The following is a 21,086-nucleotide window of genomic DNA, read 5'->3' on the forward strand; positions in this document are numbered from 1 at the left end:
CTGGCGCATTTCCGGTATCCTTTTTGTCAGGATGTCGCGGGTCCGTGGTGGGCCCGCTCAACTATGAGGTCTATACCGTGATTCAGCAAAACTGGAAAGATCTGATCCAGGCGAACCTCTCCGTCGAGCCGGGAGAGGAGAGCGATCGGGAAGCCACGATTATTGCGGAACCTTTGGAAAGAGGCTTCGGGCTGACGCTCGGCAACGCGCTGCGCCGCGTCCTGCTGTCTAGCCTGCAGGGAGCTGCGATCACTTCTATCCAGATCGACAATGTTTTGCATGAATTCTCGTCGATCTCCGGCGTGCGCGAGGATGTGACCGATATTGTCCTCAACCTCAAGACGCTCGCGATCCGCGCCCACTCCGAGGGTCCGAAGCGGATGAGCCTGAAGGCGACCGGTCCCTGCGAAGTGACCGCCAGCATGATCGAGACGGGTCCCGATCTTGAGATCATGGACCCCGATCAGGTCATCATGACGCTCGATGACGGCGCGACGATCTCGATGGAGATGAATGTCAACACCGGCAAGGGCTATGTTCCGGGTGTCAACAACCACCCCGAGGATGCGCCGATCGGCCTCATCCCGATGGATGCGCTCTACAGCCCCGTCCGTAAAGTTACCTACAAGGTCGAAGCGGCCCGTGAAGGCCAGGTTCTCGACTATGACAAGCTGACGCTGAAGGTCGAGACCAACGGCACGGTCAGCCCCGAAGATGCGGTGGCGTTTGCCGCGCGCATCCTGCAAGAGCAGTTCCAGCTCTTTGTCAACTTTGACGAGCCGGAAGAAGTGGTTGTCAAGGAAGAGAGCGAAGAGCCGGAGTTCAACCGCAACCTGCTTCGCAAGGTGGACGAGCTTGAACTCTCTGTCCGTTCGGCGAACTGCCTGAAGAACGACAACATCGTCTATATCGGCGACCTGATCCAGAAGACCGAGGCGGAAATGCTGCGGACGCCGAACTTCGGCCGCAAGAGCCTGAACGAGATCAAGGAAGTCCTGGCGCAGATGGGCCTGCATCTTGGCATGGAAGTGCCGAACTGGCCGCCGGAAAACATTGAAGATATGGCCAAACGGCTGGAAGAACCCTTTTAAGACAGCACCAATCGCTGTGGAGTAAGAAAAATGCGGCATCGTAAATCCGGGCGCAAGCTCAACCGAACCTCTGCTCATCGCAAGGCAATGTTCGCCAATATGGCGGCATCGCTGATCAAGCACGAGCAAATCCAGACCACTCTGCCGAAGGCGAAAGAGCTTCGCCCGATCGTTGAGAAGCTGATCACTCTCGGCAAGCGCGGCGATCTGCACGCCCGTCGTCAGGCATTGTCGGAACTGCATGAGAAATCGGCGGTTGACAAGCTCTTCACGACGCTGAGCGAGCGCTATGCGGAACGCAACGGCGGCTACACGCGCGTGCTGAAAGCCGGTTTCCGGACCGGAGACGCGGCGCCGATGGGTGTGATTGAGTTTGTCGATCGCGATGTCGATGCGAAGGGGCAGGACTCCGGTCCGGACCAGAACGCCGATGCGGATGAGCTGGAAGCGGAAGCGGTCGCCTGAGCGGCTGGTTTCTGAAGGAATGCGAAGGCAGCCCGTCGGGCTGCCTTTTTTTTCGCCGGGTTGCTTCGGTGCGCGGACCCTTCGCTTGAAAAAGCGCTGAAGGGGTGCATTTAATAGGGTGTTGGAAATTTCATCAGTCCGGGTTGTAGCATGACGGTCAAGTCCCGCAAATTGTTGCCTGTCTTTTTCGTCGGCCTTCTCATGATTGCCGCACAGCCTGCCGCCGCGCGTGACGTCGCCGTGCCGGAGAGCCAGACGCAGATCATGCTGTCTTTCGCGCCACTCGTGAAAAAGGCGGTGCCGGCGGTCGTCAATATTTTCACCCGGACGCGAATCACCCAGACGCGCTCAAGCCTCTTTGACGATCCCTTCTTCCAGCGCTTTTTTGGCGGCAATTTCGGCCCGCCGCGGCAGCGCCAGAAAATCCAGAATTCGCTCGGCTCCGGCGTCATCGTCGATGCCAAGGGCATTATCGTCACCAATTACCATGTCGTTGGCGGGGCCGACGAGATCACGGTGGCGCTCTCGGACCGGCGCGAGTTCGATGCGCGGGTGCTGGTCGCCGATGAGCGGACGGACCTTGCGATCCTAAAAATCGATGTCGACGGGGAGAACCTGCCGGTGCTGGAGCTCGCCGATTCCGACCTGCTGGAGATTGGCGATCTGGTGATCGCCATTGGTAATCCCTTCGGTGTCGGCCAGACGGTGACGAGCGGCATTATCTCGGCGCTCGATCGGAACGCCGGCGTCAGCAATGAAATCCAGTCCTTCATCCAGACCGATGCGGCGATCAATCCCGGCAACTCGGGCGGCGCGCTGCTCACCATGGATGGCAAGGTTGCCGGCATCAACTCGGCGATCTTCAGCAAGAGCGGCGGCTCGCTCGGCATCGGTTTCGCCATTCCGGCCAACATGGTGAAGGCGGTACTTGCGAACGGTCTTGCGACCGGCAAGGTGGTGCGCCCATGGCTTGGCGCGAGCGGCCAGGAGATCACCGTCGATGTTGCCGAGGGCCTCGGCCTTGAAAAGCCGGGCGGCGTCCTGATCAGCCGCATCCATCCCGACAGCGCCGCCTATAATGCCGGCCTTAAAGTCGGAGATGTCATCGTCTCCATCGACGGGCGGGAAGTGCTGTCACCGGAAACGCTGTCGTTCCGGGTGGCGTCCAGCGTTGTCGGCAGCACGGCAACGCTCGGCGTCTATCGCGGCGGCGAGCAGGTTGATCTTGAAATGAACCTGACGCCCGCGCCGGAAAACCCGCCGCGGGCCCTCGAGACATTGACGGGCCGGCATCCGCTCTCCGGCGTGACGCTCGGTAACCTCTCGCCCGCCTATGCCCTGGAGCTCGGCTTCTCGGCGTTTACCGAAGGCGTCGTTGTCGATGAGGTGGCGCAGGGCAGCGTCGCAGAGCGCTACGGCCTCCTTCCGCGCGATATCCTGCTGCAGGTGAACGAGACGAAGGTCAGCACCGTCGCGGGCGCGCGCACCGCGCTCGAAGAGGCGCGGGGGAGCTGGCATATCACGATCCGCAGGGGTGGCCGGACGCTTGCCTTCAAGGTCAACTCGTGACAACTCTCTTTGAAGCCGCCGGGGGTGAGAGCGACAAGGGGCGGCCGCTCGCCGACCGGCTCCGCCCGTCCCGTCTCGAGGAGGTGGTGGGGCAGGATCACCTGCTGATGAAGGATGGGCCGCTTCGCCGGATGCTGGATGCGGGCTGGCTCGCCTCGCTCATCTTCTGGGGTCCGCCGGGCTCGGGCAAAACCACCATGGCGCGGCTACTCGCGCAGGAGGTGGATATGCATTTCGAGCAGATCTCGGCGGTCTTCTCCGGCGTTGCCGATCTTCGCAAGGCCTTCGATGCGGCAAAGCAGCGCCGCGCCGGCGGCAAGACGACGCTGCTCTTCGTCGATGAGATCCATCGCTTCAACCGCTCGCAGCAGGATGGCTTCCTCCCTTACGTCGAGGACGGCACCATCACCCTCGTCGGCGCGACGACGGAGAACCCGTCGTTCGAGCTGAACGGCGCGCTGCTCTCGCGCTGCCAGGTGCTGGTGCTGAACCGGCTGGACGAGGCGGCGCTCGCAACGCTGATGGAGCGGGCCGAGGCGCTCGAAGGGCGGCCGATCCCGCTCGATGACGAGGCGAAGGCGGCACTCATCCACCTCGCCGACGGCGACGGGCGCTTCTTTCTTAATATGGTGGAGGCGGTGTTCCGCTCGGGCAGCGACATACTCTCCGTGGCGGAGCTGCCGCAGGTTGTGGCGAAACGCGCGCCGGCCTATGACAAGGACCGCGAAGGGCACTACAACCTGATCAGCGCGCTCCACAAGTCGCTGCGCGGTTCGGATGTGGATGCGGCGCTTTACTGGTTCGCGCGCATGCTGGATGGCGGGGAGGATCCGCTCTATCTCGCCCGCCGTCTCGTGCGCTTTGCCGCGGAAGATATCGGCATGGCGGACCCCAACGCGCTTCTGCAGGCCAACGCGGCGAAGGAGGCCTATCAGTTTCTCGGCTCGCCTGAGGGGGAACTCGCGATTGCGCAATCGGTCATCTATCTCGCGACCGCGCCGAAATCGAATGCCGTCTACCGCGCTTATGGCAAGGCCCGGGCCGCGGCGCGAAAGAACGGCTCATTCATGCCGCCAAAACATATCCTGAACGCACCGACCAAACTGATGAAGAACATCGGTTATGGCGCTGGCTATCAATATGACCACGACACGGCGGACGGCTTTTCGGGGCAGAATTACTTCCCCGACGAAATGCCGCGCGCGCAGTATTATTCGCCGGTGGAACGCGGCTTCGAGCGGGAGATCCAGAAGCGCCTCGACTATTGGGCGCGGCTCCGGGCAGGCAGGCAGGGCGGGAAGACGGACGAATGACGATGTATCTTTCGGTCGCGCTCGGCGGCGCGCTTGGGGCGTGCGCGCGTTACGGAACGGGGCATCTGATGCTGCGCCTTGTCGGCGCGGGCTTCCCATACAGCACCCTTGTCGTCAATATCCTCGGCTCGTTTCTGATGGGCGTTCTGATCGAGCTGCTGGCGCTGCGCATCTCCATCTCGCCGGAACTCCGGGCATTGCTGGTGACGGGATTCCTCGGCGGCTACACCACCTTCTCCGCCTTCTCGCTCGATGCCGCGCTGATGATCGAAAAAGGCGAGATGCTGAGTGCTGCGCTCTATATCCTGCTTAGCGTCGTTCTTTCTATCGCCGGGCTTTTTGCCGGGCTCTATCTGATGAAAATGGTTTTGACATGAGTCGCGTACAGCATCTTACGGTGAGCGAACAGGACGCCGATCAGCGGCTGGATCGCTGGTTCCGGGCGCATTTCCCGGGTCTCACGCATGTGCAGCTCGAAAAGTTGCTGCGCAAGGGTGATATCCGTGTCGACAAGAAACGCGCGAAGGCCGGCGACCGGCTGGAGGCCGGGCAGATTGTCCGCATCCCGCCGCTCCCTGATGATATATATAAGCCGGCGCCGCGCGAGAAGACGCAGGATGCGCTGCCGCAGCGCCTTAGTGAAGCGGATATCGCCGAGATTCGCGGCATGATCCTGCATATGGATGACGAAGTCATTGTCCTTAACAAGCCCGCCGGCCTGCCGACGCAGGGCGGCAGCGGGCAGACACGCCATGTTGACGGGCTGCTTGCGGGCCTCCGCTTCGACTATCCGGAGAAGCCGCGCCTCGTCCATCGGCTTGACAAGGACACCTCGGGCGTGCTCGTCATCGGGCGGACGCGGCAGGCGGCGAAACATCTCGCGGAGGCCTTCAAACAGCGCTCCACCCGCAAGATCTACTGGGCGCTGCTCGCCGGTGTCCCGAAGCCGCGCCAGGGCAGCATCAGCTATAACCTCACCAAGATCGTCACCGCCAACGGCGAGAAGGTGGTGGTCGATCGGGACGGCCAGAAGGCAATCACCGACTTTTCGGTTATCAGCATGGCGGCCCAGAAAGCCTGCTGGGTCGCCTTCAAACCGCTGACCGGGCGCACCCATCAGCTCCGCGTTCATTCCGCCGCGATCGGCACGCCTATCGTGGGCGATGGAAAATATGGCGGCTCGGAGGCGTTTCTTGACGGCGTGATCAGCAAGAAGATGCATCTGCACGCCCGCGAGATTACGATTTCGCATCCCTCTGGCGGGGAAATAACCGTTACGGCGCCGCTCGATCGGCATATGGCGGAAAGCTGGAAACTGCTCGGCTTTCATGAAAATGACTATGAGGATCCCTTCGCCGAGTGGGGTTTTTGAGGCGAAAGGGCCGGATTCGGCGCTTTTTGGCTTGACTATTGGCGCTCAATATTTACATTTCTGGGCATGACACATGCTATCCGGATTTTGAGCCTACGACTTATTGGCCCGGCACTCTGAGTTAAGTGCCGGGGCTAGTGCTGTCCTTTTCTCAAAATCTTCGGATATTCAATGAACGTTACAAAACCTTCTGGGTCATTCATCTTTGGAAAATTTATCGGCTATCGGCGGGAAGAGTTTGCAGGCTCCTCCGGGGGGCTCTCGCGACTTCTTTGCGGTCGCACGGGTATGCGCAGCGCCCGGCGACCGTATGCAGGCTGCATCGAACCGAATTGCTGAAACTTGCGGACTGACGAGGTCCGATACAAAAATAAAAGGATAAGAAAAATGACTTTTAACCCCGGAGAAAAATACAGGGCGTTTACGCCGATCAATCTGCCGGACCGACAGTGGCCGTCGAAAGTGATCACCAAGGCGCCGATCTGGTGCAGCGTTGACCTTCGCGATGGCAACCAGGCGCTGATCGAGCCGATGGGCCATGAGCGCAAACTGCGCATGTTCCGTCATCTGGTGAAGCTCGGTTTCAAGGAAATCGAGGTTGGTTTCCCTGCCGCCTCGCAGACGGATTTTGACTTTGTACGTTTCCTGATCGATGAGAATGAAATCCCGGATGACGTGAAGATCCAGGTGCTCACCCAGTCGCGCGAAGAGCTGATCCGCGAGACGTTTGCGAGTATCCGCGGCGCCAAGCAGGCGATCGTCCATCTCTATAACTCGACCTCGACGCTGCAGCGCCGGGTGGTGTTTGAAGAGGGAATGGAGGGCGTCAAGAAGATCGCGACGGACGGGGCAACGCTGGTTCGCCAGCTCGCCGACGAGATGCCGGAAACCAAGGTGCAGATGGAATATTCGCCCGAAAGCTTCACGCAGACGGAACTCGAATATGCCTGCGAGGTTTGCGATGCGGTGATGGAGATCTGGAAGCCGACGGCTGACAACAAGATCATCATCAACCTGCCGGCGACCGTCGAGGTGGCGAGCGCCAATATCTATGCCGACCAGATCGAATGGATGCACCGCAACCTGCCGAACCGCGACAAGCTGCTGCTCAGCCTGCATCCGCATAACGACCGCGGCACGGGCGTTGCGGCGGCCGAATTGGGGATGATGGCGGGCGCTGACCGCGTCGAGGGCACGCTCTTTGGTAACGGCGAGCGCACCGGTAACGTCGATGTCGTCACCATCGCAATGAATATGTACACGCAGGGCGTCAACCCCGAGCTTGATTTCAGCGATATCAACGAGGTTGTCCGCACCGTCGAATATTGTAACCAGCTGCCCGTGCATCCGCGTCACCCGTATGGCGGCGATCTCGTCTTCACGGCCTTCTCCGGCTCCCATCAGGACGCCATCAAGAAGGGCTTTGCGGCGATGAAGAAAACCAATGACCCGCTCTGGGAAATTCCCTATCTGCCGATCGATCCGGCCGATCTCGGGCGCAACTATGATGCGGTGATCCGCGTCAACAGCCAGTCCGGCAAGGGCGGCATCGCTTATCTGCTGGAAGAGGATTACGGGATCGAGCTGCCGCGTCTGTTACAGATCGAATTCAGCAAGGTCGTTCAGGCCGTCACCGACGAGACCGGCAAGGAGCTGTCGTCGGCGGCGATCTATGACCTCTTCGAGAAGGAGTATCTGGTGACAAACGGCGGCCTCGAGTTCGTCAATCACCAGTCCGTCGCCGATCCCGAGGAAAGCGAGCGGCGTAGCCTCGTTGCGACGGTGCGCGACGGCGGCAAGGAGATCAAGCTGGAGGGACGGGGGACAGGCCCGATCGACGCCTATATGGCGGCCCTCAGCAGCAAGTTTGATATTGACCTCAAGGTCAATGACTATCGCGAGCATACGACCGGCTTCGGCTCCGATGCCGTCGCAATGGCCTATGTGGAGATGCGCGATTCCGCCGGCGATCCGATTTTCGGCGTTGGCAAACATGCCAATATCGTAACCGCGTCGCTCCGCGCCATTACGAGTGCGGTTAATCGTTCCAGAGCGAAAAAGTAAGACTAAACCGAACGGGCTGGCGGGATTTCCGCCGGCCTTTTCCTTTTTTCGGACTTTCAGGATAGTTGGGCATGGTTTCCAGCGCGGTTACTCTCGTCGTTTTTGACTGCGACGGCACTCTTGTCGACAGTGCGCATAATGTTATCGCCTGCATGCAGAAGGCGTTTCAGGAAGCCGGGCTTCCCGTGCCGTCTGACCAGTCGATCCGGCGCACGATCGGCCTCAACCCCGATGTCGCGGTGCGCAGTCTCGCTGCCCGGCCGCTCTCCTTCGAGCAGCTCGACCGGATCGTCACCACCTATAAAACCTCCTTCTTTCACCGCCGCCTCCAGATCGACCATCACGAGCCGCTGTTTGACGGTGTGCGGCCGGTTCTGGATGCCCTCTATGCGCGCGATATTGCCATGGCGGTCGCCACCGGCAAGTCGTTGCGCGGCCTTCATGCCGTGATCGAGCAGCATGGGCTGCAGAAATATTTCAGCTCTCTGCAGACGCCCGACCACAACCCCGGAAAGCCGCATCCGCAGATGCTCGACAAGGCAATGAGCGAAGTCGACGGGCGGCGCGAGCGCACCTTTATGGTCGGTGATACCACCTTCGATATGATGCTGGCGCGAAACGCCGGCTGCCGGGCGGTCGGGGTGAGCTGGGGCTATCACGACGCATCGGAGCTGAAGGAAACCGGCGCGGAGTGGATTATCGATCATTTCGATGAGCTTCTTGACATTGTCGAGGCCCCTTAAGGGGCGTAAAGTCCAAGTCAGTCCTTGCATTTTTTTGTGTAATCTCTATAAGCCAAACGACTGTTAGGTGGCGCGCGAAGAAAATGTGAAGACGGCCGGATGAAACGCTTTTATAAAAAGGTAACAGCGGAGGAAGGAGACGGGGGGTTCCGTATTCTTCTGGATGGCCGAATGATCAAGACGCCGGCAAAGGCCGCTTTGCTTCTGCCGACGAAAGCGCTTGCCGATGCCATTGCGGCGGAGTGGGAGGCGCAGGAGGCAGAGATTGTTCCGGCCACCATGCCGCTGATGCAAACGGCCGCGACGGCGATTGACCGGGTTGTTCCGCAGCGCGAGAAGGTGATTGACGATATCGCCGTCTATGGCGGCACGGACCTTGTCTGCTATCGGGCGACCCATCCGCAAAGTCTGGTTGCGCGCCAGTCCGAGGCGTGGGATCCGATGCTGGAGTGGCTGGCGGAGCGGCATGGCGTGCGACTGACGGTCGGCGAAGGGGTAATGCATATCCCGCAGCCGCCTGAGGCGCTGACGCGGCTTCGAGATGTGGTGGCGGCGCAAACGGATTTGGCGCTCGCGCCACTTTATAACATCACGGCGCTTGCCGGGTCGCTGGTCATTGCGCTGGCGGTTCTGGAGCGGCGTTTGACGGCCGATCAGGCCTTCGAGATTAGCGAACTGGACGAAACCCATGTGATGGAAACCTGGGGCGCCGATCACGAGGCTATGGTGCGACGAAAGAATAACAAAGAAAGTTTGGCGGCAAGCGTTCGCTTTCTGGAACTGATTTAAAATCTAAGCTGAGGTAGGGACATGCAGGATATCATTCAGCAGTTGGAACAAAAGCGGGCGAGCGCCCGGCTGGGCGGGGGTCAGAAGCGGATCGATTCCCAGCATAGCAAGGGCAAGCTGACCGCGCGCGAGCGCATCGATCTGTTGCTCGACGAAGGATCGTTCGAAGAGTGGGACATGTTCGTCGAACACCGCTGCGTCGATTTCGGCATGCAGAATGAAACCGTGATCGGCGACGGCGTCGTGACGGGGCATGGGACGATCAACGGTAAGCTGGTCTTTGTCTTCAGCCAGGATTTCACTGTCTTTGGCGGATCGCTTTCCGAATATCACGCCAAGAAAATCTGCAAGATCATGGACAAGGCCGTGCAGGTCGGCGCGCCGGTTATCGGCCTTAACGACTCGGGCGGCGCGCGTATCCAGGAAGGCATCGACAGCCTTGCGGGCTATGCCGAGGTCTTCCAGCGCAACGTGCTGGCCTCCGGCGTGGTGCCGCAGATCTCGGTCATCATGGGCCCCTGCGCGGGCGGGGCGGTCTATTCGCCGGCGATGACCGACTTCATCTTCATGGTGCGCGACAGCTCCTACATGTTCGTCACCGGCCCGGATGTGGTTAAAACCGTCACCAACGAGACGGTGACGGCCGAAGAGTTGGGCGGCGCGAGTACGCATACTACCAAATCCTCGGTTGCCGACAACGCCTACGACAATGACGTCGAAGTGCTGACGGAAGTCCGCCGCCTCGTTGATTTCCTGCCCTCCAGCAATCTCGAGCAGTCGCCCGAGCGCAAGAGCTTCGATAATCCGGACCGGAAAGAAAAGTCGCTCGACACGCTGGTTCCCGCCAACCCCAACAAGCCCTATGACATGATGGAGCTTGTCCTGAAGCTGGTCGATGAGAACGACTTCTTTGAAATCCAGCCGAACTTCGCCAAGAACATCATCACCGGTTTTGGCCGCATGGATGGCCAGACGGTGGGCATCGTGGCCAACCAGCCAATGGTGCTCGCCGGCTGTCTCGACATCGACAGCTCGAAAAAGGCGGCCCGGTTTGTCCGCTTCTGCGACTGTTTCAATATCCCGATCGTCACCCTTGTCGACGTGCCGGGCTTCCTGCCGGGAACGTCGCAGGAATATGGCGGAATTATCAAGCACGGCGCGAAGCTGCTCTTTGCCTACGCCGAGGCGACGGTGCCGAAAGTCACGGTCATCACCCGCAAGGCCTATGGCGGCGCCTATGACGTGATGTCCTCGAAGCATCTGCGCGGCGACGTCAACTACGCCTGGCCGTCGGCGGAAATCGCGGTGATGGGCTCCAAGGGCGCGGTTGAGATCATCTTCCGCTCCGAACTTGGCGATCCTGAAAAAATCCAGAAACGCACCGATGAGTATCAGGCGCGCTTCGCCAATCCGTTTGTCGCCGGGCACCGCGGCTTTATCGACGATGTGATCATGCCGAACAACACCCGGCACCGGATCATCAATTCGCTGCGCATGCTGAAAAACAAGCATCTCGAAAATCCGTGGAAGAAGCACAGCAACATTCCGCTGTAAGGGAGAGGGAAAAGAAAATGTTTAAAAAGATCCTGATCGCGAACCGCGGCGAAATTGCTTGTCGCGTCATCCGCACCGCCCGCGCCATGGGTATTCAGACGGTCGCCGTCTATTCCGATGCCGACGACGGCGCCATGCATATGCGCATGGCCGATGAAGCCGTGCATATCGGCCCGGCCGCGGCGGCGGAAAGCTACCTCGTCATCGACAAGATCATCGATGCCTGCAAAAAGACGGGCGCCGAGGCGGTCCATCCGGGCTACGGCTTCCTGTCCGAGAACCAGGCCTTCGCCGATGCGCTGGATGCTGCCGGTATCGTCTTTATCGGCCCCGGCAAGAAGGCGATTGCCTCGATGGGGGACAAGATCGCCTCGAAAAAGCTGGCCCATGCGGCCGGTGTCAACACGGTGCCGGGGCATATGGACCTTATCAACGATGCCGATCACGCCGTCGAGATTTCGCGCCAGATCGGCTATCCGGTGATGATCAAGGCCTCCGCTGGGGGCGGCGGCAAGGGCATGCGTATCGCGCATAATGACGAGGAAGCGCGCGAGGGCTTCCAGTCGGCGAAAAATGAGGCGATCAGCAGCTTTGGCGATGACCGTATCTTTATCGAGAAATTCGTTGTCGATCCGCGCCATATCGAAATCCAGGTGCTGGCCGACAAGCATGGCACCTGCCTCTATCTCGGCGAGCGTGAATGCTCCGTCCAGCGACGCCACCAGAAAGTCGTCGAAGAGGCGCCGAGCCCATTCGTCGATGAAGCCTTGCGTAAAGCCATGGGCGAGCAGGCCGTCGCGCTTGCCCGCGAGGTGGAGTATCATTCCGCTGGCACCGTCGAGTTCATCGTCGGCAGCGACAGGAATTTTTATTTCCTCGAAATGAACACCCGCCTGCAGGTCGAGCATCCGGTGACCGAGCTTGTCACCGGCATCGATCTTGTCGAGCAGATGATCCGCATCGCCTATGGCGAGAAGCTCGCCCTCAAGCAGGAGAATATCAAGTTGAAGGGCTGGGCGGTGGAGAGCCGTCTCTATGCCGAAGACCCCTATCGCGGCTTCCTGCCGTCCATTGGCCGCCTCAGCCGCTACAAGGCGCCGAAGGGCGACAATGTGCGCGTCGATACGGGCGTCAGCGAGGGATCCGAGATCACCATGTTCTATGATCCGATGATCGCCAAGCTCGTTACCTATGGCGAGACGCGTGAGGCGGCAATCGACGAGATGCGCCGCGCCCTCGATGCCTATGAGGTAAGCGGTATTTCGCACAACATCAATTTCCTGAATGCCGTCGTCAGCCATCCGCGCTTCCGCGCCGGAAACCTGACCACCGGCTTTATCGCCGAGGAATATCCCGACGGCTTCCACGGCGCGCCGCTCAGCGACGAGACGTTCGAGAAGCTGGTTGCGGTGGCGACGCTCGTACACCTGCGTTACATCAGCCGCTCACACAAGGATGTCGTCGAGAAGACGGCGGAGGAGTGGGTTGTCAGTGAAGGAAAGGAGCGCTCCGTCGCTGTTTCCGTCGAAGATGCGGACAAGGGCATCGACGTCGAGATCGGCGACAAGACCCTCGAGGTCCGCAGCAAGTGGAAACCCGGCAAGCGGCGCATCAAGGCGAAGGTCGACGGCGAGGAAGTGATCGCGCAGCTCGAATTCTATCGCGGCAGTATCCGCCTGACGCATGGCGGCGCGGTTGTCGAACTTGCTGTCCGCCGGCCCCACGCGGCGCGTCTTGCCGAGCTGATGCCGATCAAGGTCGCGCCGGACATGTCGAAATTCCTCCTCTGCCCGATGCCGGGCATGGTCGTTGCCGTCAACGTCAAGGAAGGCGATGAGGTCAAGGCCGGCCAGCCGCTCGCGGTCGTTGAAGCCATGAAGATGGAGAATATCCTCCGCGCCGAGCAGGATGCCGTCGTTGCCGCCGTCAAGGCGGGCGCAGGCGACGTGCTCGCGGTGGATGACGTTATCCTCGAGTTCGAGTAAGCGGAACCGAGTAGACCTCGACGCTCTCCTTCTTGCCCTTGAGGGTAAGGGAGAGCGGCGTGAGGCCGGGATAGGTGCTCGGGCCCTCGGGAAGCGTTCTTGCGCTGACAAGAAGCTGACCCGGGCCCGCTGCGGCCTGAATACGCGCGGCGGTATTCACCGGATCGCCAACCGCCGTGAAATCAAGATATTCGTTGTTGCCGACATTCCCGACATAGGCGATGCCGGAATCGATGCCGACGCCGACGGGCAGCCACGGCTCGCCGCGGCCCGCATAGCCGAGGGCAGAGAGGAGATCGATCGCGCTGTCGATCGCCGCCTGCCGGAAATTCGGGCCGGCAAAGCCGGGGACGAAAAACGCCATCACCTCATCACCGATCAGCTTGTCGATGGTCGCGTCGCGGCGGATCAGGACCTCGGTTGCGGTATTGTAGAAACGGTTGAGCGTCGCCGCGAATTTTTCCGGCCCCAATCGCTCCGCAAGCTCGGTCGAGCCGCGCACATCGGCGAACAGGATAGCCAACTCAACCTCCGCGCCGCCAAGCGGCATCTTCTCGCAGCAGAGGGTGCAAAGGCGCGGATTCTTTTTCGACGGAACCATACCGATGGAGCGGCAGAGAAGGCCGCCGATGCCGCCGAACGGGTTGTTGCACCCCTTGCAGCGCGGCGGTCCGGGAAGCAGGCGCCAGAAGCGGGCCATGAATTTTTTCCCAAGATGCCCGTCCCGGAGGACTTTTCGCCATTGCTCCGTTTGCAGATCGCTGTGCAGTTCGTCGGACATCGTAAGGCACCTTGCTGAGCGCCCATTATATCGCATTTTCCTAATAGAGTCACGGGGGTGTTTAAGCCGGTGCGGTCGCCGTCAGGGAAGGAGGACGCCCGGAATGCCGCGCGTCAGAAAGACGCGCTCGAACGCGGCTTTCAGCTCGCTGTCAAACTCCGGCAGGCTGACCGGGATGCCAAGATCCACGAGAGATGTAACGCCATGCTCCGAGATGCCGCAAGGCACGATGCCGCCATAGTGGCTAAGGTCGGGATCGACATTGATGGAGATGCCGTGAAAGCTGACCCAGCGGCGCACCCGCACGCCGATGGCGGCGATCTTGTCCTCGCGATACCCGCGATCCACCCAGACGCCGACGCGGCCCTCGCGCTTCTCGCCGCGAATCTGATACTGCGCCAGCGTTTCGATCACCCAGTCTTCGAGATCCTGCACAAAGGCGCGGACATCGGCGCCGCGTTTCTTGAGATCGAGCATGACATAGGCGACGCGCTGCCCCGGCCCGTGATAGGTATATTGCCCGCCGCGGCCGGCCGTGTAGACGGGGAAACGCTCCGGATCGCGCAAGTCGGCAGGATCGGAGCTGGTGCCGGCCGTATAAAGCGGCGGATGCTCCAGCAGCCAGATGAGTTCCGGGGCGCCTTTGTCTCGAATGTCGGCAACGCGCGCCTCCATCGCCTGGAGCGCCATCTCATAGGGGACGAGTTGATCCGATATTTTCCATTCGATCTGGTGCATGAGGGGGTTATAGCAGTTTTCTCAAAAACAACAAATCCTCGCCCCGCGCATTAACCGCGTCTTAACCCTGTTCGCGCATACTTCCCCCATTCTCAGTCAAAGGGTGAAGGTCATGAGCGAGGAAGGCAAGGCAATTGAAGGCGTTGACGTCGAGATTTCGGTCGTTCTCGGCAAGGCCGTGATGCCGATCCACCAGCTTTTGAAAATGGGCCGTGGTGCGGTGATCGAGCTTGACGCCGGCGCCGATGACGACGCGATCGTTCTTGCCAACAACAAGCCCATCGCCTATGGCGGGATCGTCATCGTCGACGATAACATCGGGATTTCCATCACCGACAAGGTGAAAAGAAACCTGCCCGAATTTTAATTGGCCAAAAAAGCAATTCAGTTGTTGCAGCGCGGGCAAACATTTGTTATCTCACGCTCCATTGCGGTCGTGGCGGAATTGGTAGACGCGCAGCGTTGAGGTCGCTGTCCGGTAACACGGGTGGAAGTTCGAGTCTTCTCGACCGCACCATATCATAAACAGCAGTTTGTGATTGTCCTTGCAGGATTGAAGGGTATTGCCAGAGTGCCCGATATCCGTCTACCAGTCAGGGATCTTTTTTCTGAATTAATTGAGCGATATGCAATAATATGCACTGTCCGCAGCCGGCCGGGGCTGTTGTCACGGCGGGCCGTTGTACCGTGCAGGCACTTCCCGCTGGCAATTCTCAGCCTTGACGGATAGATATTATTTCTATATTTCATGAAATATGGAAATAAAAAACGCCCTTGCCGCCTTTTCAGCCTTGAGCCAACCGACCCGTCTGGAAATTTTCCGTTTGCTTATAACGAAGGGGACGGAGGGGATGGCGGCGGGAGACATTGCCGATGCCCTCGATGTGCGCCCCAATACCTTGTCCGCAAATCTTGTCATCCTTGTAAATGCAGGTCTCCTGCGCAATGAACGGCAGGGGCGATCCATCCGCTATTTTGTTGACATGCAGGGAATGCGCGCGCTTTTGAGTTTCCTGCTGGAAGACTGTTGCGGGGGTCATCCCGAACTATGTCAGCCGGTTATCAGCGAAATCTCCTGCCGGCGCGGGGACGATGAGGGATGACCAATGGCGGCGGCTTTGCATTGTCTTATCCCCCCGAAATGACCTCGGCCCGACCTTGGCTGTCAGCCTGTGCGGGCGTTTTGAAATTCAATCAGATGAATAAGGTGTGACATGACAGATGTTTCTGATGCCCCCTCCGGCCTTGGCGTGTTTGAACGCTGGCTGACGTTATGGGTGGCGCTTTCGATTTTGGCGGGGCTTGTCTTCGGCTCCTTTTCACCCGGTGTTGTGGAAACGATTGCAGCGACGGAGGTGGCGTCCATCAATCTTGTCGTCGCCGTTCTGATCTGGGCAATGGTCTATCCGATGATGGTGGGAGTGGATTTTTCTGCTGTGTCCGATATTGCGCGGCAACCCAAGGGTCTTCTTATCACGCTTGTCGTCAACTGGCTGATCAAGCCTTTCACCATGGCGCTGCTCGCGGTGCTTTTTTTCGACTATGTTTTTGCGCCGTTCATTCCGGCGGAAGATGCGGCGCAATATATCGCGGGTCTTATTCTGCTGGGTGCGGCGCCCTGCACGGCGATGGTTTTCGTCTGGTCACAGCTGACCAAGGGGGACGCGCTCTACACCCTGGTGCAGGTCTCGGTAAACGATCTGATCATGGTTTTTGCGTTTGCGCCGATTGTTGCACTGCTCTTGGGCGTTGCGGAAATCACAGTGCCTTGGGAAACCCTGCTGCTGGCGACGGTTCTATATGTGGTTCTGCCTTTGATCGCCGGACTTGTCACGCGTCGGCTGCTCGGGGATCCTGCCCGCGTTGCTGCTTTTATGGCCCGCATAAAACCCCTTTCGGTCATCGGATTGCTGGCAACCGTGGTTATTCTGTTCGGCTTGCAGGCCTCTGCCATTCTGGCGAACCCGCTGATTATTGCCCTGATCGCCGTGCCGATCATTTTGCAAAGCTATGGCATTTTTGTCCTTGCCTATGGTGCGGCATACGGCATGCGGGTGCCGCATAAAATTGCCGCTCCCTGCGCCATGATCGGTACGTCGAATTTCTTTGAGCTGGCCGTCGCCGTTGCCATCAGCCTGTTCGGGCTGAATTCCGGCGCAGCGCTGGCAACCGTTGTCGGGGTGCTGGTTGAAGTGCCGGTCATGCTGTCTCTCGTTTCTCTTGCAAACCGGTCCCGCCGCCATTTTGAAGAAAGGAAAGCGTCATGACCCGTATCTATCATAACCCTGCTTGCGGCACCTCACGGAATACGCTGGCGATGATTCGCCAGTCCGGCGTTGAACCGGAGATCATACTGTATCTTGAAACACCGCCAGACCGTGAGGAACTGGAATCCCTCATCCGGCAAATAGGTATCACAGCGCGCGCGTTGTTGCGGGAAAAGGGGACGCCGTTTCAGGAGCTTGGTCTTGATAATCCTGAACTGACGGAAGCGGAACTGATTGATGCGATGATGGATCACCCGATCCTGATCAACCGGCCGATTGTCGTCACCAGTAAGGGCGCGCGGCTCTGTCGCCCGTCGGAGGTGGTACTGGAGATTCTTGAAAATCCCGATATCGGCCTGTTTACAAAAGAGGACGGTGAAATCGTCAAGAGGTGAATCCCTGATGGCTTTCATCGGCGCAAGAAGTCGAATTGGCGGCCGGTCGCTTAAAAAGGCAGAACAATTTCTGAAACTTATCCCGACGCCGCCCTGATTGCATGCTATAAAGGTATCGGCTTGCTTTTATTCAAAAAAACTCGGGGAGACTCACCTGTTTTACTGGCGCAGCCGACCGGCAGCGGGTAAAAGCGGTTATTCTTTTCTGAGCGGGGAAGATCGACGATGGCGAAGGACATTTCTGGAAAAGCGCTGGATTATCACCGGCTGCCAAGGCCGGGGAAGCTGACGATCCAGCCGACGAAACCGATGGACACGCAAATGGATCTCGCGCTCGCCTATTCGCCGGGCGTCGCCCATCCCTGTCTTGCCATTGCCGACAGCCCCGTCGAGGCGGCCAATTACACCGCGCGCGGCAATCTCGTCGGCGTCGTGACGAACGGCACGGCCGTGCTCGGCCTTGGCGCCATCGGGCCGCTCGCCGCCAAGCCGGTGATGGAAGGGACGGCGGTCCTCTTCAAGAAGTTCGCCGGCATTGATGTCTTCGATATCGAGCTCGATGAGCGCGACCCGGAAAAGCTGGTGAATATCATCGCGGCGATGGAGCCGACCTTCGGCGGCATCAATCTGGAAGACATCAAGGCCCCTGAATGCTTCATCGTCGAGAAGCTCTGCCGTGAGCGGATGAATATCCCTGTTTTCCATGACGATCAGCACGGCACCGCCATCTGCGTCGCCGCGGCCATTTACAATGCGCTTCGCATCGTCGGCAAGGACATCACGGAGGTCCGGCTGACGGCCTGCGGGGCCGGGGCGGCGGCGCTCGCCTGCCTCAACCTGCTGGTCAGCATGGGCCTGCCGCGCGAGCATATCACGGTCTGCGATATCCACGGCGTCGTCTATACGGGCCGGACGGTGGAGATGGACCCCTACAAGGCGGAATTCGCCGTCGATACCAACAAGCGGACCTTGGGCGAAGCCATGGTGGGGGCGGATATCTTCCTCGGCTGCTCCGGGCCCGGCGCCCTCAAGTCGGAGATGGTGGAGACGATGGCCGAGCAGCCGATCATCCTCGCGCTCGCCAACCCGACGCCGGAAATCCTGCCGGAGGAGGCGAAGGCCGTCCGCCCTGATGCGATCATCGCGACGGGGCGCTCCGACTATCCCAACCAGGTCAATAACGTCCTCTGCTTTCCCTATCTGTTCCGCGGCGCGCTCGATGTTGGCGCAACCGAGATCAATGAGGCAATGAAGATCGCCGCCGTGATGGCGATTGCCAATCTCGCGATGGCGGAGCAGTCGGATATCGTCGCGAAGGCCTATGGCGGCGCGCAGGCGGGGTTCGGGCCGGAATATCTGATCCCGACGCCGTTCGATCCGCGGCTTTATCTTGAGGTTTCCTTCGCGGTCGCCAAGGCGGCGATGGAGAGCGGCGTTGCAACGCGGCCGATCGATGATCTTGAGAAATATCACCAGCGGCTCTCGCACTTCGTCTACCGCACCGGCTTTGTCATGAAGCCGCTCTTTGACCAGGCACGACTCGAGCGGATGCGCGTCGCCTATTGCGAGGGGGAGGAGGAGCGCGTCCTGCAGGCGGTCCAGACCGTCGTCGACGACAATCTCGCAATGCCGATCCTGATCGGCCGGCGCAAGGTGATTGAATACCGGATCAAAAAGCTCGGCCTTCGCCTCCGCCCGGATGTGGATTTTGAAATCACCGACCCCGAAGACGATCCGCGCTACCGCGAATACTGGCAGGCCTATCACAAGCTCCGCGAACGCTTCGGCGTCGATGTGGAGACGGCGAAGGCGCGCATCCGCACGAATACGACGATCATCGGCGCGATGATGGTGCATCTTGGCCATGCCGATGGGATGATTTGTGGCACCTTCGGGAAATATGAAAAACATTACCGGCGCATCGCCGATATCATCCCGGTGCGCGAGGGCGTGCGCAACGCCTCGGCGCTGCATCTGCTGATCATGCCCGAGCGGACACTCTTTTTCACCGATACCCAGATCAGCCGCGAACAGTCGCCGGAGGAGCTCGCCGAGCTTGCCATCCTTTCGGCTGACGAAGTGCGCCGGTTCGGCATCCAGCCGAAGGCGGCGCTGCTCTCCTATTCCGACTTCGGCTCGGCCGACATGCCGTCCGCGCGCAACGCGCGCAAGGCGCTCAAGATTATCGAGCGACTGGCGCCGGAGCTTGAAATCGAAGGCGAGATGAAGGCCGATACGGCCCTCGTTCCGGCAATCCGCGAGGCGATCTTTCCGAACTCGCGGCTTGAGGGCGCGGCGAACCTCTTGATCATGCCCAATCTTGATGCAGCCAATATCAGCTATAATATTGCTAAAAGCATCGGAAACGGGATTGCGGTTGGACCGATCCTGATCGGCATGTCGAAGTCGGTACATATCACGGCGGCGTCCATTACGGTGCGCGGCCTTGTCAACATGACCGCGATTGCCGCGGTCGATGCGCAGGATCACAAATCCGGCAAGATGATGCCTGGCCCACTTGCGAGGCGCGAACGACTGAATGAAGAAGGCTGGTCATGACGGATGCGCAAGACGAATTTACGGGGGACGGCACGATCGCCGAAGACACCGCCGCACCCACCTATGGCCTGAACGACGAGATCGTTCAGGAAATCCAGGAAGCGATTGAGCGCAAGGATTCGGCCTATCTGCATGAGCGGCTGGAGGACTGGTACTCGGCCGACGTCGCTGACCTAATCGAACAGCTCAAGCCCAAGCTGCGATTGCCGTTCCTGCAGATGATGGCGGACCGGTTCGATCCCGATGTCTTCTCCGATCTTGACGAGAACGTGCGCGAGCATCTCGTTGACGAGATGGCGCCGGCGGAAATCGCCGCCTTCGTCAATGAGCTCGAACTCGATGATGCCGTTGATTTTCTTGAGAATATCGAAGAGGACGAGCGGCGCGAGGTTCTGAAGGAAATCCCGCCGGACGAGCGCGCGGTGCTGCAGGAGGGGCTCTCCTACGGCGAGGACAGCGCCGGTCGCCTGATGCAGCGCCACCTGATTGCGGTGCCGGAATATTGGAATATCGGCCAGACAATCGATTACATGCGCGACACCGACGATCTGCCCGACGAGTTTTACGAGATTTTCGTTGTCGATCCGCGGCATCATCCCATCGGCACCATTCCGCTCAACCGCGTCATGCGCAGCAAACGGCATGTCATGGTGCGTGATATCATGAATGCGGAGCAGAAGCTGATCCCGGTCGATATGGATCAGGAGGAAGTCGCCTTCCTGTTCCAGCAGTATCGACTTGCATCGGCGGCGGTGGTGAATGCGGATGGGGCGCTGATCGGCGTGATCACCGTTGATGATATTGTCGACGTCATCAACGAAGAGGCGGAGGAGGATATCCTGCGCCTTGGCGGTGTCTCGGAGGACGATCTGTTCGGCAGCGTCTTTCGCACCATTCGCGCGCGCTTTCCCTGGCTGTTCGTCAATCTGATGACGGCGCTTGCCGCATCCTTTGCAATCAGCTTCTTTGACGCGACCATGGAGGCGGTGATTGCGCTTGCCGTGCTGATGCCGATCGCCGCAAGTATCGGCGGCAATGCGGGGACGCAGGCGCTGACCGTTGCGGTGCGCGCCCTTGCCACCAAGGAGCTGACTACGGCCAATATGTTTCGCATTCTGAACAAGGAAGCGCTGGTTGCGCTGATCAACGGGTGTATTTTCGCCGTTCTCGTCGGGCTGGTGGCCTGGGGGTGGTTCGGGAGTGCCGTGATCGGCGGCATTGTCGCTGCGGCGCTGGTTGTGAATATCCTCGTCGCCGGCGTCATGGGCATGATCATTCCCGTGATCCTCGATCGTCTGAAGGTGGATCCGGCGATTGCGTCCGGGGTGTTTGTCACCACGGTGACGGACCTCGTCGGCTTTGTCTTCTTCCTCGGTCTTGCGACGCTGATCCTGCTCTGAT

19 protein-coding genes and 1 tRNA gene are annotated in these 21,086 nt (G+C 59.7%); 18 read left to right on the forward strand and 2 right to left on the reverse strand.

All coding sequences use genetic code 11. The annotated features are described in order from the left end of the window. The first annotated feature begins 77 nt into the window (after positions 1–77). The 11 genes from V7Z56_RS06885 to V7Z56_RS06935 all read left to right on the forward strand — a co-directional run bounded on the left by V7Z56_RS06885 (position 78) and on the right by V7Z56_RS06935 (position 12,945). Positions 78–1,091, forward strand: a complete 1,014-nt coding sequence (locus V7Z56_RS06885) for a DNA-directed RNA polymerase subunit alpha (RefSeq protein WP_443023771.1) — start codon at positions 78–80, stop codon at positions 1,089–1,091. Between the two features lie 30 nt (positions 1,092–1,121). Next, entirely contained in the window at positions 1,122–1,556 is a 435-nt protein-coding gene (gene rplQ / locus V7Z56_RS06890) for a 50S ribosomal protein L17 (protein ID WP_334128637.1), read from the forward strand. Positions 1,557–1,706: 150 nt separating this feature from the next. After that, complete coding sequence (locus V7Z56_RS06895) at positions 1,707–3,125, forward strand: DegQ family serine endoprotease (protein ID WP_334128638.1); 1,419 nt, start codon at positions 1,707–1,709, stop codon at positions 3,123–3,125. Then, positions 3,122–4,438: a replication-associated recombination protein A gene (locus V7Z56_RS06900; RefSeq protein WP_334128639.1), complete on the forward strand. Its 1,317-nt coding sequence runs from the start codon at positions 3,122–3,124 to the stop codon at positions 4,436–4,438. The genes V7Z56_RS06895 and V7Z56_RS06900 overlap by 4 nt, the downstream gene beginning before the upstream one ends. Then, entirely contained in the window at positions 4,435–4,815 is a 381-nt protein-coding gene (gene crcB, locus V7Z56_RS06905) for a fluoride efflux transporter CrcB (protein WP_334128640.1), read from the forward strand. The genes V7Z56_RS06900 and crcB overlap by 4 nt, the downstream gene beginning before the upstream one ends. Next, complete coding sequence (locus V7Z56_RS06910) at positions 4,812–5,810, forward strand: RluA family pseudouridine synthase (protein ID WP_334128641.1); 999 nt, start codon at positions 4,812–4,814, stop codon at positions 5,808–5,810. The genes crcB and V7Z56_RS06910 overlap by 4 nt, the downstream gene beginning before the upstream one ends. Positions 5,811–6,197: 387 nt before the next feature. After that, on the forward strand, positions 6,198–7,874 hold the full coding sequence (gene leuA, locus V7Z56_RS06915; RefSeq protein WP_334128642.1) for a 2-isopropylmalate synthase: 1,677 nt from the start codon (positions 6,198–6,200) through the stop codon (positions 7,872–7,874). 71 nt (positions 7,875–7,945) lie between these two features. Then, entirely contained in the window at positions 7,946–8,617 is a 672-nt protein-coding gene (locus V7Z56_RS06920) for an HAD-IA family hydrolase (RefSeq protein WP_334128643.1), read from the forward strand. A gap of 99 nt (positions 8,618–8,716) precedes the next feature. After that, entirely contained in the window at positions 8,717–9,406 is a 690-nt protein-coding gene (locus V7Z56_RS06925) for an ATP12 family chaperone protein (protein WP_334128644.1), read from the forward strand. A gap of 21 nt (positions 9,407–9,427) precedes the next feature. Further along, positions 9,428–10,960 carry an acyl-CoA carboxylase subunit beta gene (locus V7Z56_RS06930; RefSeq protein WP_334128645.1) on the forward strand — a complete coding sequence of 511 codons (1,533 nt, stop codon included), beginning with the start codon at positions 9,428–9,430 and terminating at the stop codon, positions 10,958–10,960. A gap of 17 nt (positions 10,961–10,977) precedes the next feature. Beyond that, complete coding sequence (locus tag V7Z56_RS06935; protein ID WP_334128646.1) at positions 10,978–12,945, forward strand: acetyl/propionyl/methylcrotonyl-CoA carboxylase subunit alpha; 1,968 nt, start codon at positions 10,978–10,980, stop codon at positions 12,943–12,945. On the opposite strand, the gene V7Z56_RS06940 is transcribed toward V7Z56_RS06935, so the two are convergent. Together V7Z56_RS06940 and lipB are read right to left on the reverse strand one after the other, a co-directional pair. Beyond that, positions 12,926–13,726, reverse strand: coding sequence for an adenylate/guanylate cyclase domain-containing protein (locus V7Z56_RS06940; RefSeq protein ID WP_334128647.1), 801 nt, complete (start codon positions 13,724–13,726; stop codon positions 12,926–12,928). The two genes, V7Z56_RS06935 and V7Z56_RS06940, sit on opposite strands and share 20 nt — an antisense overlap. Before the next feature lie 81 nt (positions 13,727–13,807). Next, a complete protein-coding gene (gene lipB, locus V7Z56_RS06945) occupies positions 13,808–14,464 on the reverse strand; it encodes a lipoyl(octanoyl) transferase LipB (protein ID WP_334128648.1) in 657 nt (218 codons plus the stop codon). A gap of 112 nt (positions 14,465–14,576) precedes the next feature. Here lipB and V7Z56_RS06950 point away from each other — a divergent pair, with 112 nt between their 5' ends. The 7 genes from V7Z56_RS06950 to mgtE all read left to right on the forward strand — a co-directional run bounded on the left by V7Z56_RS06950 (position 14,577) and on the right by mgtE (position 21,085). Continuing rightward, entirely contained in the window at positions 14,577–14,831 is a 255-nt protein-coding gene (locus V7Z56_RS06950) for a FliM/FliN family flagellar motor switch protein (protein ID WP_334128649.1), read from the forward strand. A gap of 63 nt (positions 14,832–14,894) precedes the next feature. Beyond that, positions 14,895–14,981: transfer RNA gene (locus V7Z56_RS06955), tRNA-Leu, on the forward strand. Between the two features lie 238 nt (positions 14,982–15,219). After that, positions 15,220–15,567: an ArsR/SmtB family transcription factor gene (locus V7Z56_RS06960; protein ID WP_334128650.1), complete on the forward strand. Its 348-nt coding sequence runs from the start codon at positions 15,220–15,222 to the stop codon at positions 15,565–15,567. 111 nt (positions 15,568–15,678) lie between these two features. After that, a complete protein-coding gene (gene arsB, locus V7Z56_RS06965; RefSeq protein ID WP_334128651.1) occupies positions 15,679–16,731 on the forward strand; it encodes an ACR3 family arsenite efflux transporter in 1,053 nt (350 codons plus the stop codon). After that, positions 16,728–17,126: an arsenate reductase (glutaredoxin) gene (gene arsC / locus V7Z56_RS06970; protein WP_334128652.1), complete on the forward strand. Its 399-nt coding sequence runs from the start codon at positions 16,728–16,730 to the stop codon at positions 17,124–17,126. The genes arsB and arsC overlap by 4 nt, the downstream gene beginning before the upstream one ends. 225 nt (positions 17,127–17,351) lie before the next feature. Further along, complete coding sequence (locus V7Z56_RS06975) at positions 17,352–19,685, forward strand: NADP-dependent malic enzyme (protein WP_334128654.1); 2,334 nt, start codon at positions 17,352–17,354, stop codon at positions 19,683–19,685. Further along, positions 19,682–21,085 carry a magnesium transporter gene (mgtE, locus tag V7Z56_RS06980; protein ID WP_334128655.1) on the forward strand — a complete coding sequence of 468 codons (1,404 nt, stop codon included), beginning with the start codon at positions 19,682–19,684 and terminating at the stop codon, positions 21,083–21,085. Before V7Z56_RS06975 ends, mgtE begins: the two co-directional genes overlap by 4 nt. Position 21,086: the final 1 nt, after the last annotated feature.

Source organism: Sneathiella sp., assembly GCF_036844445.1.
Lineage (GTDB): Bacteria > Pseudomonadota > Alphaproteobacteria > Sneathiellales > Sneathiellaceae > Sneathiella.